The sequence below is a fragment of the Brevundimonas sp. SH203 genome, from assembly GCF_002157625.1.
Taxonomy (GTDB): domain Bacteria; phylum Pseudomonadota; class Alphaproteobacteria; order Caulobacterales; family Caulobacteraceae; genus Brevundimonas.
On sequence record NZ_BDMM01000005.1, the window covers coordinates 300791 to 318858 of the forward strand.

Genomic DNA, 18068 nt, shown 5'->3' on the forward strand with positions numbered 1-18068 from the left:
CCGCTTTGCACTGGCGACGTTCCGAGGCTAAGCCACAGGTCTAGCCCCAACGGCCGTCTATGCAATCTTGATGTGGACTGCATCAAAAATGGGGTTTCGGATCGTTACCCGAACGAAGGATCACGCCTTGGGCGACAGAAAATATTTCGGCACCGACGGGATTCGCGGGCGGGCCAACACCTATCCGATGACGGCCGAGGTCGCGCTGCGCGTCGGTCTGGCGGCCGGCAAGCTGTTTCGCACCGACGACGACCGGCGTCATCTGGTGGTGATCGGCAAGGACACCCGCCTGTCGGGCTATACGATCGAGCCGGCCCTGGTCGCGGGTTTCGCCTCGGTGGGCATGGACGTTCTGACCTTCGGCCCCGTGCCGACGCCCGGCGTGGCCATGCTGACCCGCTCGATGCGGGCGGACCTGGGGGTCATGATCTCGGCCTCGCACAACGATTACGCCGACAACGGGATCAAGCTGTTCGGGCCGGACGGCTACAAGCTGTCCGACGAAATCGAGCTGAAGATCGAGGCCATGATGGACCAGGGCCTGGACCAGGGGCTGGCGCCGTCAAACAAATTGGGCCGGGTCAAGCGGATCGACGACGCCCAGGCGCGCTATATCGAGATCGCCAAACAGGCCTTCCCCAAACGCCTCAGCTTGAAGGGGCTGCGTATCGCCGTCGATTGCGCCAACGGCGCCGGCTACAAGGTCGCGCCCACCGCCCTGTTCGAACTGGGCGCCGAGGTCTTCCCCGTGGGGGTCGAGCCGAACGGCACCAACATCAACGCCGAGTGCGGCTCGACCCACCCCGAGACCCTGTCGGCGGCCGTCAAACGCTATCGCGCCGACATCGGCATCGCCCTGGACGGGGACGCCGACCGTCTGATCGTCTGCGACGAGAAGGGGCAGGTGGTGGACGGCGATCAGATCATGGCCCTGGTCGGCCTCGACTGGGCCAGGCGCGGCCTCCTGACCGGCGGCGGCGTGGTCGCCACCGTCATGTCGAACCTGGGGCTGGAGCGACGCCTGAAGGCCGAGGGCCTGACGCTGGAGCGGACCAAGGTCGGCGACCGCTACGTCATGGAGCGGATGCGCGAGGGCGGCTTCAACATCGGCGGCGAACAGTCGGGCCACATCATCCTGCACGACCACGCCACGACCGGCGACGGCCTGATGGCGGCGCTGCAGGTGCTGGCCGTCCTGGTCGAATCCGCCAAGCCGATGAGCGAACTGGCCCGCCAGTTCGACCCCGTGCCCCAGCTGCTGGAAAACGTCCGCTTCACCGCCGACAAGCCGCTGGAGACCGACAAGGTCAAGGCCGCCATCGCCGAGGCGGAAGCCGCCCTGAACGGTCAGGGCCGGCTGCTGGTCCGCCCCTCGGGCACCGAAAAGCTGATCCGCGTCATGGCCGAGGGCGACGACGAGGCCTTGGTCAAACGGGTGGTGGCCGAGGTTGCGGCGGCGGTGCGAACGGCGGGCTGACGCCTCAGGATTTGCACTCGGCCGGCGGATTTCCGTCGCGCGCCCACAGTTTGCAGGATCGGTCGATCTCGCCCTGGATCAGGTCGCACGGATTGGCGGCGTTGCAGGGCGGATGGGTGGCCGGGCTGACCTGGATGCAGCGTTCCACCAGCCGGGCCGCCGCGCTCGCGCCAATGGCGTCGCGACAGGGAACCTCGCTGACGGGCGTGCGGACCGGCGCCATATCCGGTCCCTCGGGAATGCTCGCCTGCGGGTCTTCTGTCGGCGCCGTCTCTTCCGGCTCGGCCTTGGGCGCGGGGGTCTGGGCTGGCGCAGCGGGTGCGGGCGCATCCGTCGTCAGGGGTGTCGCCTCAATGATGTCGCCGCCGCCCGCCGAACCGCTCGCGGACGCCGGCTCGGCGGGACCGGCGCGCTGACACCCGGCCGCGACCAGGGCGCAGACGACCAGCGAAAGCCAGGGGGATCGACGCATAAGACCTGCTCCATTCAGGATCGACGCGCCGACGATGCCCCAAAGGCGTCGCCCGGCGAAACCCCTTATCGCTTCGCCGCCGCCAGCGCCGCCTTCTGCAGGGCGAACAGTTCGGTGCAGCCGCCCTCGGCCAGCGAGAACAGCCGGTCGAACTCGGCGCGCGAGAAGCCGCGTTTCTCGCCGGTGGCCTGAACCTCGACGATCTGGCCCGATCCGGTCAGGACGAAGTTGGAATCCGCCTCGGCCTCCGAATCCTCCTCATAATCCAGGTCCAGCACCGGTACGCCGTCGCAGACGCCGCAGGACACCGCCGCCACCTGATCCAGGATCGGATCGGCCTTCAGCACGCCCTCTTCGCGCAGATAGTTCAGCGCCAGGCTCATGGCGACCCAGGCGCCGGTGATGGAGGCGGTGCGGGTGCCGCCGTCGGCCTGGATCACGTCGCAGTCGATCAGCACCTGACGCTCGCCCAGGGCCTTCAGGTCGACCACGGCGCGCAGGGACCGGCCGATCAGACGCTGGATCTCCTGGGTGCGGCCCGACTGTTTGCCGGCGGCGGCCTCGCGACGCCCGCGCGTATGGGTGGCGCGCGGCAGCATGCCGTATTCGGCCGTGACCCAGCCCTGGCCCGAGTTGCGCATCCAGCCCGGCACCTTGTCCTCGATCGAGGCCGTCACCAGAACCTTGGTGTTGCCGAAGGTGATCAGGCACGAGCCCTCGGCGTAGCGATTGACGCCGGTCTCGATGGTCACGGGACGCAGTTGGTCGTCGGTGCGTTGCGAATGGCGCATGGAGATTGATCCCTTGGAAGCTGTGGCGGCGGTGCTTATCCTGAAACCGTGAGCCTGTATGCCCCGAAAAGCCCGCCGTTCGACGCGGGCCAGTCCCTCGCCGGGCTGGCCGGGCTGGATGCGCGCGCCCGCGACATCTTTCGGCGCATCGTCGAGAGCTATCTGGAGACCGGCGAGCCGGTCGGGTCGCGCACCCTGTCGCTGGGCGGGGTGGCCCTGTCGCCCGCCTCTATCCGCAACACCATGCAGGATCTGACGCTGGCGGGGTTGCTGGCGGCGCCCCACACCTCGGCGGGGCGGATTCCGACCCATGCGGGCCTGCGCCTGTTCGTGGACGGCCTCCTGGAAGTCGGCGACCTGACCGCCGAGGAGCGGCGCGAGATCGACGGGCGTCTGGCCGGGCGCGGGCGCAACTTCGATTCCGCCCTGGACGAGGCGTCCAACCTGCTGTCGGGCCTGGCGGGCGGCGCGGGCGTGGTGTCCAGCCCCGTGCGGGATGCGGGGGTCAAGCACGTCGAGTTCGTGGCCCTCGGCCAGGATCAGGCCCTGGCGGTCATCGTCGCCGACGACGGCACGGTCGAGAACCGGATCATGGCCCTGTCGGCGGGCGTCACCCCCTCCACCCTGGCCGAGGCCTCAAACTTTCTGAACGCCCGTCTACGCGGCCGACCCTTCGCCGACGCCAGACGCGAAATGACCCGGGAGCTTCAGGCCGCGCGGCGCGAACTGGACCAGACCGCCGCCCGCCTGGTCGAGGATGGTCTGGCCGCCTGGTCCGGCGGCCCGGACCGCGAACGCGCCCTGATCGTGCGCGGCCGCGCCAATCTGTTGCAGGACCGCGAAGGGCTGGCGGATCTGGAGCGTGTGCGCGTCCTGTTCGACGATCTGGAGCAGAAGGAACAGCTGATCGGCCTGTTGGACGGGGTCGATGCGGCGCAGGGCGTGCGCATCTTCATCGGGGCCGAAACACGGTTGTTTTCACTTTCGGGTTCCGCCGTGATCGCGGCGCCCTATATGAGCGGCCGACAGCGGGTTCTGGGCGCCATCGGCGTCATCGGCCCCGCGCGACTGAACTACGCCCGTGTCATTCCGTTGGTGGACTATACCGCCCGGGTGCTGGGCCGGATGCTGGACGGGAACGAGACGTGAGCGACAAGCCCCTTAACGACGACATCAACGCCCTAGACGCCGAGGCGGCCGAAACCAACGCCGAACATGGGCTGGACGCCCATCCTGCCAAGGATGGCGGCGACGACCTGGCCCCGCTTGACGCCGTGATCGCCGAGCGTGACGAGTGGAAGGACCGCGCCCTGCGCGTCGCCGCCGACATGGAGAATCTGAAGCGCCGCGCCGAGACGCAGCAGAACGACGCCCGCGCCTTCGCCATCCAGCGCTTCGCCAAGGACCTGCTGGGCGTCGCCGACAATCTGGAACGCGCCCTGATGGCCGCGCCCAAGGACGCGGACGGCCCTGCCGCCGGCCTGGTGACGGGACTGGAGCTGACCCAGAAGGCCTTGCTGCAGGCGTTCGAGACCAACGGCCTGAAGCGCGTGGCGCCGGAAGCGGGCGAGGCCTTCAATCCGCACCTGCATCAGGCCATGATGGAACAGCCGTCCGACACCGTGCCCGGCGGCACGGTGATCCAGACCATGCAGTCCGGCTTCGAACTGTTCGGCCGCACCGTGCGCCCCGCCATGGTGGTCGTCGCCGCCAAGGGATCGGGCGCCCAGGCCCCCAATCCCTACGGATCGGCCCCCGCCTCGGACGGCCAGGCCTTCGACGGCAAGGCCTGATCCGGCGATCAACGGGCGGCGTCGGTCAGAACCGGCGCCGCCATCCTCCGATCAGGGCGAACTCCGGCGCGGCGTCGGCGACATGGCGCGGCTCGTGGCTTGCCACGGCCTGGAGCGTCACGCTGGAGCCGTCCCACAGATAGCGTTCGCCGCCTATGACGAAGTCGATCTGGCGACCGCTGGGCGCCGCCGAGAAGCTGCGTCGCGAATAGGTCAGCGGGTCGAAATAATCGGCCGGCACATCCGCCAGATAGGCCGAGAAGGCGCCGCTCTCGATCCGCAGCGGCTGGGCCAGGGTGAAGCTGATCCGGTCGCACAGGATCGAACAGCCGGTCAGCAGCCCCAGCCGCCAGTTCGAACTGATCGCCGCCCGGTCCATCGACAGGAACCGCCCCTCGATCCGCGTCGATCCCAGGCCCGCCTCTCCGATCAGGCGCAGGCCCGGCGTCACGGTCCAGTCGCCGCCCAGGGCGTAGAAGGCCGTCCGCGACGGCAGGGCGAAGTCCGATCCGCCGGGCAGGAAGGCGCCCAACGGCCCCAGCCGCTCGTCCAGGGCGCCGACGCTGAACGACAGGCCGCCGTCCGCGCCGCGCCAGCCGATGGAAGCCCGGCTGTAGGTGGAGGCGTCCTGCTCGACCCGCCGCAACGGCATCCGCCGATCCCCGCCCCCGCTTTCGGCCGAGACCGTCACCGCCCCGAAGCGCATGGCGCCGCGCACGGCATGGTCGGCCTGGGCCAGGGCTGAGAAACCGTCGCCGGCCGCGCCGCCGAAGGGCGAAGCCGCCCCACCCCGACCCTGCCAGGCCGAGAAGCTCAGCCGGCCGCTCTCCAGGTTCAGCATGGCCTCCTGGCGCGGTTCGTCGCCCATCCAGGGGGCGTTGTAGAGGTCGTGACGTGGCGCGATGGGCTCCGGCGTCGGGCCCGGCTGGGCCGCTACAAGGTTCAGCCGCCCGCCGCCGGGCAGGGTCAGGCTGGTGGTCGCCGTCTGGTTCTGTTCGAACGGCGCCGGTTGATAGGACCGGCTGGGCGCCGTCGGATAGGCCCCGCCCAGCTGGACGGCGAACATCCGATCATAGGCGTCGTAAAGCACGGTGTTCAGCGCGGTCTGTCGGCCGAAGGCGTCCCCGAAGGCGCCGCCTATGAAGCCGCCCGGCTCGATGGCGGTCTTGATCGCGCCTCCATCCGCCATCGGCGTCGAGGTCGTTCCCGTCGGCCGGAAGGCGTTGGCCAGGTCCAGCAGGCCGCGCCCATAGACGATGTCCGTTCCCGGATCGCCGGCGTCGCGCGCCGTATCGACCAAAATGGCCAGGGCCTGTCGCGCGCTCAGATTGGGAAAGGCCTGCATCAGCAGGGCCAGGGCGCCGGACACGTGCGGGGCCGAAAAGGACGTGCCGCTGACCCGCCAGCACGACGTGCCCTCGCAGCCGGTGACGATCTCCTCGCCCGGCGCGGAGATATAGGCCGTGGCGGTGTCGCCGGCCTTGTTGGAGAAGCTGGACATGACGTCGGTGGAGCCATGCGACCCCACGGCGATGACGCCGCCGGCGAAGCGCGGATCGACGGCGTAGCGCGCCGGCCAGCCCGGATTGGCCTCTCCGTCGTTGCCGGACGACGCCACGATCACCGCGCCCGAACTGACCGCACGCAGCAGGGCGGCCTCGAAGGCCGAGCCCAGCCGCCCGTCCCCGCCCAACGACATATTGATGATCTTCACCCCATTGGCGACGGCGTAGTCGAGCGCCCGCACCAGATCCGAACTGGTGAAACAGACCTTGTCGTCCTTGTCCTTGCAGTCGGAAATGTCGGCGCGGATCGACAGTATGGTCGACTGATAGGCCACCCCGATCGTGCCGAAGCCGTTGAAGTTGGAGGCGATGACGCCCGACACCCGCGTGCCGTGGCTGCTGGACTCCACATAGGGGGTGTTGCGACCCGAGACGACGTCGGTCGAGGCGCTGGAAATCCGCCCTTCAAGCTCGGGCAGGGTGTTGGCGATGCCGGAATCGACCACCGCGACCGTGACCCCCGACCCCGTCGCACCCGACGACCACGCCGACTGAACCTTGATGTCGGCCAGGCCGTAGTTGCGGAGATATTCGCTCGACGAAACAGACGGCGGGGGTGGCGGCGGCGGGGGAGGAGGAGGCGGTGGGGGCGGTGGAGGGGGAGGCGGCGTGATCGTGCCCCCGCCGGTTCCACCACCGCCTCCTCCTCCACCGCCGCCGCACGCGGCCAGCGGCAGCACCATCAGACCCAAGCCCAGAACAAGCGCCGCCCGGCGCCGCAATCCGATCATCGCCCGACCCTCCCGCTCACGGCCGCCCTCCGCAGCCGTCGTCCAGTAACGCCCTAATTCTTTAACGCTTTATCGAAGGTCTCCAGCAGCTTGGACCAGCCGTCGCGGGCGTCCGCCTCGACGTAGCTTGAGCGATAGTCGGCATGGAAACCGTGCGGGGCGTCGGGATAGACCACGATCCGGCTGCCGGTCTGGCCGGCGCGCGTCAGGGCCTGACGCATCCGTTCGACGCTGTCCATCGGGATGCCCTGGTCCTGACCGCCGTACAGGCCCAGCACCGGCGCCTTGAGGTCGTCGGCCAGATCGACCGGCCACGGCTGGCCCGCCGAGACCTGGGCCGGGGTCGCGTCGGGGGCGGGCGCCAATCGACCGTACCAGGCCACGCCCGCGCCGATGACGCTGAACCGCGCCGCCGCCTGCCACACCACCTTGCCGCCCCAGCAGAAGCCGGTGATCCCGACCTTTCCGTCCCTGGCCCAGCCCTGCTGGCTGACCCATTCCAGCGTCGCCGACAGGTCGCCCATCACCTGTTCATAGCCGGCCGCCCCGACGATCTGCATGATCCGCTGCATGTCCGACAGGGGCGCCGGGTCCTCGACCCGGTTGAAGAAGGCGGGCGCGATGGCGGCGTAGCCCTGTCTGGCCAGCCGGCGGCAGATGTCGCGGATGTATTCGTGAACGCCGAAAATCTCGGACACCACCACGACCACGGGGAAGGGCCCCGCCCCTTGCGGCCGCGCGACATAGGCGGGCAGATCGAACCCGTCGGGCGCGGCATAGGTCACGGTTTCCGTGGTCAGGCCCGCCGCATCGGTCGTGATCGGCCTGGCCTCCTTGGCCAGGGCCGCGACCGCATAGCCGGAGAACAGCAGCCCCCCCAGCGCCCCCAGGCTTCGTCGACTCAGCTTCAGATCGTCGGCGGTCTGGCCTTCGGGACGGATCAGGATGGTCATGGGCGGACGCTCCAACGGGAAAGCCGTCAGAGCATCACGACCATGGCCGAGCGTCCAGTCACGTTAAGGCGCGTGGAATCGGCAAGATGGGCGCTCAAGCAGCGAGACGCCGCGCGTCGAGCGGTAGCGCCCCTCTTGCCCGGCGTCAGTGCCGGAAAACGCGCACCCCGGTGAAGGCCATGGCGACGCCCTTCTCGTCGGCGGCGGCGATGACCTCGGCGTCGCGCAGGGAGCCGCCGGGCTGGATCACCGCCGTCGCGCCCGCCGCGACCGCTTCCAGCAGACCATCGGCGAAGGGGAAGAAGGCTTCGGACGCGCAGGCCGACCCTTCGGCCAGCGAATGAGCCAAGCCCTTGGCCTCGCCCGCCTCCTTGGCGCGGATGGCGGCGATGCGGGCGCTGTCGCGGCGGTTCATCTGACCGGCGCCGATGCCCGCCGTCTGGCCGTCCTTGGCATAGACGATGGCGTTTGACTTGACGTGCTTGGCCACGGTGAAGGCGAACAGCATGTCCTGAATTTCGGTCGGCGTCGGCTGGCGCTTCGTCACGATCTTCAGGTCCGAAGGCTTGATCAGGCTTCGGTCGCGCGACTGCACCAGGAAGCCCCCGGCGACCGAACGGAACACCTCGCCCGCGCCGTGCGGATCGGGCAGGCCGTCGGTGATCAGCAGGCGCAGGTTCTTCTTGGCGGCGAAGACCGCCTTGGCCTCCTCGTCCGCGCCAGGCGCGATGACGACCTCGGTGAAGATGCCGGTGATGGCGCGGGCGTCTTCACCGTTCAGCGGACGGTTGACCGCGATCACCCCGCCGAAGGCCGAGACCGCATCGCATTCCAGCGCGCGGGCGTAGGCTTCCGACAGGTCCTTGCCGACCGCGACGCCGCAGGGGTTGGCGTGTTTGACGATGACCACGGCCGGCTGCTCGAACTCGGCGACCAGTTCATAGGCGGCGTCGGCGTCGGCGATGTTGTTGTAACCCAGCTCCTTGCCCTGCACCTGTTCGGCATAGGCCACGCCCGGACGGCGCTCGCCGGTGCGATAGAAGGCGCCCGTCTGGTGCGGGTTCTCGCCATAGCGCAGGGTCTGGGCCAGCGATCCGGCGATGGACTTGCGCGCCGGGGCCGCATCTTCAACCTGACCGGCGAACCAGCCCGAGACGGCGGCGTCATAGGCGGCGGTGCGGGCGAAGGCGCGGGCGGCCAGACGCTTCCTCAGCGCCAGATCGGTCGATCCGTTCGCCTTCAGCGCTTCCAGGATCAGGCCGATGGACTCGCCGTCCACGGCGACCGCGACATAGCCGTGGTTCTTGGAGCCGGAGCGGATCATGGCCGGGCCGCCGATGTCGATGTTCTCGACCGCCGCCTCGAACGATCCGCCGGCCGCGACGGTGGATTCGAACGGATAGAGATCGATCCAGACGATATCGATGCCGCCGATGCCGTGGTCGGTCATGGCCTTGGCGTGGTCGGCGGCGTCGCGAACGCCCAGCAGACCGCCGTGGACCACGGGGTGCAGGGTCTTGACCCGCCCGTCCATCATCTCGGGGAAGCCCGTCAGATCGGCCACGTCCTTGACCGGCAGGCCCAGTTTCTCGATCGCCGCGCGCGTGCCGCCGGTCGAGACCAGTTCGACGCCCAGATCGTGCAGGGCGCGCGCCGTATCCTCCAGACCCGCCTTGTCGGACAGGGAGATCAGGGCGCGTTGCGGCTTCACCTGATCGGGCGCGGGCGGAAAGTCGGGAGCGGCGGGCATGAAGCGGCGTCCGTGAAGGCTGGAGGAGGATGGCGGGGCCTCTAGCGCCAATCGCCCCTCTCGTCACCCCTTTGCCCGTCGCGCGGGTCCGTTCAGCCCGGATCGCCGCTCGCGCCCGCCGGACTCAGCTTCCAGCGAATCTTGGTTTCGCTGTCGGTGCGGGCCGAACCGCGCACCACGATCTGCAGCGAGCGTCGGGTCAGGCCGGCGTCGACATGGACGCTGGGTTCGACGGCCACGTCGGGACCATCGGTCCTGAACCACCAGCCCCGGCCCGACGCGCCGCGCAACAGGATCGAGCGGCGGTCGCGCGCCAGCGAGGCCTGCACCCCCGGCTCCAGATGGAAGCGGATGGCGTAGGGGGCCGCGATCTGGCGCACCATCTCCTTGCGGCCCGGCGTGGGGAACACCCGCTCCTCGGCGCGCAGTTCGTCCAGCCGCTGGTCCAGATAGAGCCGGCGTTGATGATTGAGGCCGAACAGTTCGGTCCAGCCGTCGTGTTCCATCTCCAGCCAGACGGCCCCCTCGCCTTCGCGCCGGTCTGCCGTGACGTGGATCGGCGGCCCGACCAGGCGCGGACCCAGCAGATCGCCCTTCCAGCCGCTGAGCGGCTCGTTCAGCGAGCGTTCGCCCAGGGTCAGGGTCGAATGGGCCGGCGTCAGGCGCAGGGCCTGGCGATCAGTGGCGGCCGGGGTCCAGCCCGAACCCGTGACCAGACGGTCCTTGCCGCAGGCGATCTCCAGCGCCAACGGCTGGGCGCAGGCGGACGCGCCCCAGGCCCCGGCGGCGGGCGAGGCCGTATCGGCCATCACGGTCAGCAGCGGGCTGGCGATGCGGGTCAGGCCCCCGACCTTGCCGACCGGCGACGGCTCTGCGCCCTCCTCGTCATGGGCGCGGGCGGCGGCGACCCGTTCGGCGCTGGACGCGCCCCCGCCCTGGAAGCTGGCCAGCCGCCCGTCGGGCAGGGTCAGGACGCGCAACCCCTTGGTCAGACGGGCGATGCCGGCGGAAACGCCCTCGGGCGTCGGCTCGGACAGTTGCGACAGGGCGTCGTCCAGCGTCAGCAGGTCCAGCAACAGCTCCAGCCCCGCCTCGGGGCTGCGCGAGGCATGGCCGCCGTCGTCCTGAACCGTGGTCTTCAGCGCACCGTCCAACGCGCTCAGGGCGCGACGGCGCAAGCCTTGGCCCGCCGGTCCCGCCAGGACGCAGCCGCCGATGGCCGCCGCCGTCAGCCGCTCGGCCCGGCTGGCCAGTCCGCCGGGCGGACGCAGCAGCTGCCGCGTCTGTCGCGCCAGGCTGTCGGCCAGGATCAGGCGTTCGGTCTCGGTCGCGACCGCCCCCATCCGCCGCGCCGCGCAGGCCAGATTGACGACCCGGCGCGCCAGGATTTCCGGCCCCCAGGCGAAGGGCGACCAGCGCGCGAAGGCGTTGGTCCAGGCCAGGGTCAGACGCAGGGCCTCGCGCGCGCCGCGATCCCCCTGGGCCATCAGCCCCGGCAGCCAGGCGAAGGCGTGCAGTTCGACCGCGAAGGGCCGGGACGGGCTGGGCCGGTTCCACGGGTCGCCCGAGGGCTCCACCTCCATCGCGGCGCCGGCCAGCATGAACCGTCCCGCCAGCACATTGCGGCCCGGCGCGGGATCGTGCGGGCGGAAGTCGCGCGGCGTGGCTGCGAAGGCGCTGACCTTGCGCCCCTTCAGCGTCAGCCCATAGCCCGGCAGGCCGTAAAGCTCGATCCACAGCTGGCGCGTCGCCAGCCGTCCGGCGATGGCGGGCCACAGGCCGGGAGCGGCCGTCGTGTCGCCCGCGCGCACGGGCGTCCGCACGGGCGCGCCGGGCAGGCCGGGAATCTGGCCCGAGGCGACGTCCAGACCGGCGTCCGAGCCGCGCGGGGCGAAGGGACCGAGCGGGCTCATGCGCGTTCCGGCGCGGCCTTCAGGGCGGCGATACTGGCCGCATAGTCGCCCTTGAACACGAAGGAGCCGGCGACCAGGGCGTCGGCCCCGGCGGCGACGCAGGCCCCGGCGTTTTCCGAGGTCACGCCCCCGTCCACCTGCAGATGCGCCGCCGATCCGGCCCGGTCCAGAATGGCCCGCGCGCCCGCGATCTTGCGCAGGGAACTGTCGATGAACTTCTGCCCGCCGAAGCCGGGATTGACCGACATGATCAGCACCAGATCGACCAGATCGACCACCTCTTCCAGGATCGACAGCGGCGTCGCCGGATTGAACACGACCCCGGCCCTGGCGCCCAGCTGACGGATGCGGCCCAGCGTGCGGTGCAGGTGCGGCCCGCTTTCCGGGTGGACCGTCAGGATGTCGGCACCGGCGTCGCGGAACGCCTCCAGCCACGGATCGACCGGCGCGACCATCAGATGCACGTCGAACGGCAGGGTCGTATGCGGCCGGATCGCCTTCACGATGTCCGGCCCCAGGGTGATGTTGGGCACGAAATGCCCGTCCATCACATCCACATGCACCCAGTCGGCGCCCGCCGCCTCCAGCGCACGGACTTCTTCACCCAGCCGCGAGAAGTCGCTGGCGAGGATCGACGGACAGATCAGAGGGGTAACGGCCATGGCCCTCGGGATAAGGCTCAGCGCGGGCGCGAGCAACCGGCTTGGCGACCCGGCGACAACATGTTCTACTCTTGTTCTCGCCAAACTTGCGCAGGAAGTCCTGATGTCGATGCAAGACCCGTCCGCCGCCGAGCCTGTTCAGGTGTTCGAAGACGGCTCCGGCGACCGCTTCCTGATCTATGGGGTCGATGACGGCGCCAGGGTCGAAATCCGCTTCGACGGCGATGCGCTGTGGATGAGCCAGGCTCAGATCGCGAGCCTGTTCGGGCGGGATGTTTCCGTCATATCAAGGCATATCGCCGCCATTCTGGAAGAGGGCGAGTTGGGTGACGCCGCCGATTTGCATTTTCTGCAAATTAAGGGTCCCGCTGATCGAACCGTGAGAGCCTACAGCCTCGATATGGTGATCTCGGTCGGCTACCGGGTCAGTTCGGCGCAAGCGACGCTGTTCCGTCGCTGGGCGACCGCCGTGTTGATCCGCTTCGCCACACGCGGCTTCGTCGTTGAAGCGGAGCGGATGAAGGCGGGCGGCGAGCAGGATCGCATCCGCGAACTGCGCGACATCATCCGCGACATCCGCAGCGAGGAAGCCAACCTCTATGCCGAAATCCGCCAGATCTGCAGCCTGTGCTAGGATTACGACCCCCGGTCGGACGCCTGGCGAACATTCTATCGCAACACCCAGGCCAAGCTCTGCTACGCCGTGACCAACAACACGCCGGCGGAGGTGCTGATGGCGCGCGCGGACGCGGCGGAACCCGACATGGGCCTTCGGACCTGGAAGGGCGATCGGATCGCGGCGGCCGACGTGACCGTGGCCAAGAACTTCCTCGCACCCTCGGAAGTGCGCGAGTTGAACCGTCTGACCGACCTGTTGCTGACCATCTTCGAAGACCAGTTGGAAACGGGACGCCTGACGACGATGGGCGAGGCGACACGTCTCCTGGACGCACAGCTGCAGGGTCTCGGCCGCGTCGTGCTGTCGAATGGCGGGCGCGTGTCGAAGGAGGACGCCGACCGTCACGCCAAGGCGGCCTACAAGGCCTTCGACACCCAGCGGCGGACGCTTGAAAAAGCACGGGTGGATCAGGAATACGCCGAACTTCGAAAGGCGGCCGCAGACCTGCCGACCTCGAACCGGGCGTCCAGAAAGACCTAGCCCGCCCGTTCCAGCCTGGCGGCGAAGAAGCCGTCGAGGCCGCCTTTTTCGGCCCACATGGACGGCAGGATGCGTAGCCAGCCTTCGGGCGTCAGGGCCTCGGGCGGGGCGCCGACGGCCACGGGATCGGCGGAAACGGTGCGGAAGGCCGGGTTGCGGCGCAGGAAGGCGATGATCTGGGTCTCGCCCTCCTCGCGCTCCAGAGAGCAGGTGCAATAGACCAGACGGCCGCCCGGCTTGACCCGTTCGGCGGCGGCGTCGAGCAGGCGGTGCTGGACGTCGGCCAGTTTGGCGACCTCGGCGGGCCGGGTGGCGCGCAGGACTTCGGGATTGCGGCGGAAGGTGCCGGTGGCGGTGCAGGGGGCGTCCAGCAGGACCGCGTCGAAGGTGCGGGCGTCGTCCCAGTCCTCGGCCGGGACGGCGACGACCTCGGCGGTCAGGCCCGTGCGTTCCAGATTCTGGGTCAGGCGCTTCAAACGCGGGGCGGAACGGTCCAGGGCTGTGACCTGACCGCCGGCGGCGGCCAGTTGCAGGGTCTTGCCGCCCGGCGCGGCGCACATGTCCAGAACCGTCTCGCCGGACTTCACGCCCAGCAGGCGGGCGGGCGCGGCGGCGGCCGCATCCTGCACCCACCAGTCACCGTCATCGAATGTCGGCCACGACGCAACATCGCCGCGACGGCCCGTGCGGACCGTGCCGCCCGGCAGGGCCTCGCCCTCCACGGCGGCGGCGATGGCGGCGGGATCGACGCCGGGCTTGAGGCTGAGGTCGGTCGCCGGCTCCTCGCGGGCCGCCAGCGCCAGTCCGACCAGCGCCGCCTCGCCATAGGCCGCCTTCCAGCGCGCGGCGATCCAGTCGGGCAGATTGCTCTCGGCGGTCGTCAGGCCGGGACCATCGCGGCCCACGCCGCGCAGCACCGCATTGACCAGGTTCTTGTAGGGCCGGGTCTTGGGATCGCGTTCGGCCAGCTTCACCGCCGTCGAGACGGCGGCGAAGGCGGGGGTTTCCAGCACCAGGGTCTGGGCCAGGGCGATGCGCATCAGGGTGCGCACCGCCTCGGGCGGCGACTTCTGCAGGCGGCGATCCAGAATCTGGTCGATCTCGCCCAGACGGCGCAGGGCCGCCATCGCGACCGCACGGGCGAAGGCGCGGTCCACCGGCGCCAGGGCGCGGGCGGCGGGTTGGGACAGGGCCTCGTCCAGACCGTTGCGCTTCTCCAGCGCGGCGTTCAGCAGGAGGCCGGCGACCACGCGGGCCTCGACGCCGATGTCGTCCTGAACCGGCGCGGTTTCGGTCGAGGCCGGACGCGGCCGGCCCTTGGTCGCCATCCGGCGGCCGCGCGCCTCGGAACTGTGACCCGGCTTCATACGGCCACCTGCGCGCCCAGCTCGACCACGCGGCCGGGCGGGATGTGGAAGAAGTCGGTCGGATTGGCGGCGTTGCGCATCAGGAAGATGAACAGCCGGTCCTGCCACAACGGCATGCCCTGACGCGCCGAGGGGATCAGCGAGCGGCGCCCCAGGAAGAAGCTGGTCGACATGATGTCGAACTTCAGTCCCTTCTTGCGGCACAGGCCCAGCGCGCGCGGCACGTTCGGCGTCTCCATGAAGCCGTAGGTCACGGTGACCTTCTTGAAGTCGTCATTGATCGGCTCCATCCGCACGCGGTCGGCCTCCTTGACACGCGGCCGTTCCGAGGTGCGCACCGTCAGGATGACGTTCTTCTCGTGCAGCACCTTGTTGTGCTTGAGATTGTGCATCAGGGCGACGGGGGCCACGTCGGGGTCCGAGGTCAGGAAGATGGCCATGCCGGGCGCGCGGTGCGGCGGCCGTGCCTGAAGCATCTCGATCAGGTCGGTCAGCGGCAGGCTGTCCTTGCGCGTCTTGGTCGTCAGGATCTGGGTGCCGCGCACCCAGGTCCACATCACCACGACCAGAAGGGCGCCCAGCACCAGCGGCATCCAGGCGCCGTCGGGAATCTTCAGCAGGTTGGAGGTCAGGAAGACGCTGTCGATGAAGGCGAACGGGATCAGGGTTCCGGCCACGGCCCACATCGGCCATTTCCAACCCTTGCGGATCACCGAATAGGCCATCAGCGTATTGACCAGCATGGTCCCCGTCACCGCCACCCCATAGGCGGCGGTCAGATTATGCGAGCTCTGGAACACCACCAGCAGCACCAGAACGCCCACCATCAGGAAGGTGTTGACCGCCGGCACGAAGATCTGGCCGGCCTGGGTCTCGGAGGTGTTCTTGATGTCGATGCGCGGCAGGAGGCCCAGCTGCACCGCCTGCTGGGTCACGGAGAAGGCGCCGGTGATGACGGCCTGCGACGCGATGACGGTGGCGGCGGTCGCCAGGATCAGCATGGGCCAATAGGCGACCTGGGGCACCATGCTCCAGAATGGATTCTGGGCCGCATCGGGATTGTCCAGGATCAGGGCGCCCTGGCCCAGATAGTTCAGCGTCAGGCAGGGCAGGACGAAGGCCAGCCAGCCCATGCGGATCGGCGCCTTTCCGAAATGGCCCATGTCGGCATAGAGGGCCTCGGCCCCCGTCACCGCCAGGAAGACGCTGCCCAGGATGATGAAGCCCAAGAAGCCGTCGTGCAGCAGCAGGCTGACGCCGTAATAGGGCGACAGGGCGCGCAGGATGGTGATGTCGTCGAAGATATGGACCAGGCCCAGCGCCCCCAGGCTCAGGAACCAGACCGCCGTGATCGGGCCGAAATATTTGGCCAGCCGGGCCGTGCCGCGCGACTGGACCAGAAACAGGGCGATCAGGATGCCGGCCGAGATCGGCACGATGAAGGGGTCCAGCTTGCCCGACAGACCCGGCGCGTCCTGAAGTCCCTCGACCGCCGACAGCACCGAAATGGCGGGGGTGATGATGCCGTCGCCGTAGAACAGGGCCGCGCCGCAGACGCCGAGAATGAAAATCCAGGCGCTGCGCCGACCGACCGCGAACTGGGCCAGGGCCATCAGCGACAGGGTGCCGCCCTCGCCCTTGTTGTCGGCGCGCATCAGGAAGAAGACGTATTTGAACGTCACCACGACCATCAGGGCCCAGAAGGCCAGGGACACGACGCCCACGATGGCCAGGTCGCCGCCGACGCCGCGCTGGGCGTGGCCGATGGCTTCGCGAAGCGCATAGAGCGGGCTGGTGCCGATGTCGCCGAACACCACGCCGATGGCGCCCAGCGTCAGCGCCCACAGACCGCCGTGCTTGGCGATCCCGCCCTGGGCTGGGTCGCCCGGAACATGGGATTCCGGGCCCGTGACGGGGGTGGACGTTTCCGGCGTATGCGACGCGGGCGAGGGAGCGCTCGCGTCGTGGGGAGTATCCCCGGCCATTGGTATCCTCCGGGGCGCCGACGCCCAGTCGGTCCCTTCAAAGCGGCGAGCCTTTAGGCTCATTCCGCGCGGTCTTCAATCGCGCCTGGAAGGATTCGGTTTCGCCGTTCCGCGAGCGATTTGTGATTTGGCGCTCAAGCGCCTATTTTCGCATCAGGAACAGAACCATGTCAGACAGCCAGCGCTTTCCCGTCGCCGCCCACGCCCTGGCCTATATGGCCCACAAGGGCGCCTACGGGCCTGCGCAGGCCGCGCCCAGCGGCGTCCTGGCCTCGTCCATCCCGACCAACCCCGTCGTCGTGCGTCGCGTGACCGCCCTGTTGGCCAAGGCCGGGCTGATCGCCACACGGCCGGGCGCGACCGGCGGCTCCTGGCTGCTGCGCCGGCCCGAGGACATCCGGCTGGACGAGGTGCTGAAGGCGGTGAACGGCTGCGCCCACATCGGCTCCCCGCCCGCCGGCGCCAAGGGCTGCCCCATCAGCGAACACATCCCTCGCCAGGTGGCCAAGGCCCTGACCGCCGCCGACGAGGCCGCGACCGAGGCCCTGTCCAAAATCACCATAGCCGACCTGCTGGCCGAAAACCCCGCCTCTCTGGCGGCCTTCACCGTCCACCCGTCCTGCCCCGTCGCGGCCTGAGCCTCGCGTGCGCCGGACGGTCCTGATCACCGGCGCCTCGGCCGGCATCGGCGCGGCCCTGGCGCGAGTCTATGCGTCGAGGGGCTGGGACCTGATCCTGACGGCGCGTCGCCAAGACCCGCTGCAGGCGCTGGCGGATGAACTGACCACCGCCCACGGCGTCGTCGCGACCGTGATCCTAGAGGATCTGGGCGACCCGGCCGCGCCCGAACGGCTGGTCGCCGCCATCGCCGCGCGCGGCCTGACCGTCGACGGTCTGGTCAACAATGCGGGTTTCAGCCGCGTGACCGGCTTTCTGGACACGGACCTGGACGCCCACCGGGCCATGATCCAGGTCATGCTGACCGCGCCGATCGCGCTGTCGCGCCTGTTGCTGCCCGGCATGATCCAGCGTCGCTTCGGCCGGGTGCTGAACGTGGCGTCGCTGGCCGGACAGATGCCCGCGACCGGCGGCGACACCCTGTACGGGCCGATCAAGAGCTTCCTGATCAAGGCGTCGCAGGGCCTGCATCTGGAGACGCTGGGAACCGGCGTCCACGTCACGGTCCTGAACCCCGGCTACACCCTGACGGAGTTTCACGACGTCAACGGCTCGCGCGATCAGGTGTCCCGCGCCTATCCGCCGTGGATGTGGATGGACGCCGCCCGCGTCGCCCGCATCGGCGTCGACGCCAGCGAGGCCAACCGCCCCAGCGTCACCCCCGGCGTGATGAACAACGTCATGGCCGGCCTGGCGCGGTTCCTGCCCGACGGCCTGGCCCTGCGGATGGTGGCCAACCACGCCAGGCGGCTGGAGCGGCTGTAAGGCCGCC

14 protein-coding genes and 1 pseudogene are annotated in these 18068 nt (G+C 69.6%); 6 read left to right on the forward strand and 9 right to left on the reverse strand.

Going from position 1 to position 18068, the window contains the following annotated elements; translation table 11 throughout:
* The first annotated feature begins 127 nt into the window (after positions 1 to 127).
* Positions 128 to 1477 carry a phosphoglucosamine mutase gene (glmM, locus tag SH203_RS12645; protein ID WP_087121287.1) on the forward strand — a complete coding sequence of 450 codons (1350 nt, stop codon included), beginning with the start codon at positions 128 to 130 and terminating at the stop codon, positions 1475 to 1477.
* A gap of 4 nt (positions 1478 to 1481) precedes the next feature.
* On the opposite strand, the gene SH203_RS12650 is transcribed toward glmM, so the two are convergent.
* Both SH203_RS12650 and rph read right to left on the reverse strand, forming a co-directional pair.
* Entirely contained in the window at positions 1482 to 1949 is a 468-nt protein-coding gene (locus tag SH203_RS12650; RefSeq protein WP_087121288.1) for a hypothetical protein, read from the reverse strand.
* Positions 1950 to 2014: 65 nt separating this feature from the next.
* On the reverse strand, positions 2015 to 2740 hold the full coding sequence (gene rph, locus SH203_RS12655) for a ribonuclease PH (protein WP_087121289.1): 726 nt from the start codon (positions 2738 to 2740) through the stop codon (positions 2015 to 2017).
* Positions 2741 to 2794: 54 nt separating this feature from the next.
* Here rph and hrcA point away from each other — a divergent pair, with 54 nt between their 5' ends.
* Together hrcA and grpE are read left to right on the forward strand one after the other, a co-directional pair.
* Positions 2795 to 3889 carry a heat-inducible transcriptional repressor HrcA gene (gene hrcA / locus SH203_RS12660; RefSeq protein WP_087121339.1) on the forward strand — a complete coding sequence of 365 codons (1095 nt, stop codon included), beginning with the start codon at positions 2795 to 2797 and terminating at the stop codon, positions 3887 to 3889.
* A gap of 71 nt (positions 3890 to 3960) precedes the next feature.
* Positions 3961 to 4533, forward strand: coding sequence for a nucleotide exchange factor GrpE (gene grpE / locus SH203_RS12665; protein ID WP_375600727.1), 573 nt, complete (start codon positions 3961 to 3963; stop codon positions 4531 to 4533).
* A 25-nt stretch (positions 4534 to 4558) separates the two neighbouring features.
* Here grpE and SH203_RS12670 read toward each other — a convergent pair whose 3' ends face one another.
* From SH203_RS12670 to rpe, 5 genes are all read right to left on the reverse strand, one after another.
* A complete protein-coding gene (locus SH203_RS12670; protein ID WP_375600728.1) occupies positions 4559 to 6610 on the reverse strand; it encodes a S8 family peptidase in 2052 nt (683 codons plus the stop codon).
* Positions 6611 to 6882: 272 nt separating this feature from the next.
* Complete coding sequence (locus SH203_RS12675; RefSeq protein WP_087121291.1) at positions 6883 to 7782, reverse strand: dienelactone hydrolase family protein; 900 nt, start codon at positions 7780 to 7782, stop codon at positions 6883 to 6885.
* A 145-nt stretch (positions 7783 to 7927) separates the two neighbouring features.
* Positions 7928 to 9532: a bifunctional phosphoribosylaminoimidazolecarboxamide formyltransferase/IMP cyclohydrolase gene (gene purH / locus SH203_RS12680; protein ID WP_087121292.1), complete on the reverse strand. Its 1605-nt coding sequence runs from the start codon at positions 9530 to 9532 to the stop codon at positions 7928 to 7930.
* Positions 9533 to 9624: 92 nt separating this feature from the next.
* The gene (locus SH203_RS12685) at positions 9625 to 11445 is read right to left on the reverse strand and encodes a heparinase II/III family protein (RefSeq protein WP_087121293.1); all 1821 of its coding nucleotides are present in this window, start codon (positions 11443 to 11445) and stop codon (positions 9625 to 9627) included.
* Positions 11442 to 12107, reverse strand: a complete 666-nt coding sequence (rpe, locus tag SH203_RS12690; RefSeq protein WP_087121294.1) for a ribulose-phosphate 3-epimerase — start codon at positions 12105 to 12107, stop codon at positions 11442 to 11444. Before rpe ends, SH203_RS12685 begins: the two co-directional genes overlap by 4 nt.
* Positions 12108 to 12342: 235 nt before the next feature.
* On the opposite strand from rpe, the pseudogene rhuM reads away from it, so the two are divergent.
* A pseudogene (gene rhuM, locus SH203_RS12695) lies at positions 12343 to 13266 on the forward strand (RhuM family protein).
* Here the strand turns inward: rhuM and SH203_RS12700 are convergent.
* Positions 13263 to 14633, reverse strand: coding sequence for an RsmB/NOP family class I SAM-dependent RNA methyltransferase (locus tag SH203_RS12700; protein ID WP_234989494.1), 1371 nt, complete (start codon positions 14631 to 14633; stop codon positions 13263 to 13265). The pseudogene rhuM and the gene SH203_RS12700 overlap by 4 nt on opposite strands.
* Entirely contained in the window at positions 14630 to 16618 is a 1989-nt protein-coding gene (locus SH203_RS12705; protein ID WP_087121296.1) for a potassium transporter Kup, read from the reverse strand. The genes SH203_RS12700 and SH203_RS12705 overlap by 4 nt, the downstream gene beginning before the upstream one ends.
* Before the next feature lie 167 nt (positions 16619 to 16785).
* On the opposite strand from SH203_RS12705, the gene SH203_RS12710 reads away from it, so the two are divergent.
* Both SH203_RS12710 and SH203_RS12715 read left to right on the forward strand, forming a co-directional pair.
* Positions 16786 to 17256: an Rrf2 family transcriptional regulator gene (locus SH203_RS12710; RefSeq protein ID WP_087121297.1), complete on the forward strand. Its 471-nt coding sequence runs from the start codon at positions 16786 to 16788 to the stop codon at positions 17254 to 17256.
* Positions 17257 to 17263: 7 nt separating this feature from the next.
* Positions 17264 to 18061 carry an SDR family oxidoreductase gene (locus SH203_RS12715; RefSeq protein ID WP_087121298.1) on the forward strand — a complete coding sequence of 266 codons (798 nt, stop codon included), beginning with the start codon at positions 17264 to 17266 and terminating at the stop codon, positions 18059 to 18061.
* Positions 18062 to 18068 lie beyond the last annotated feature (7 nt).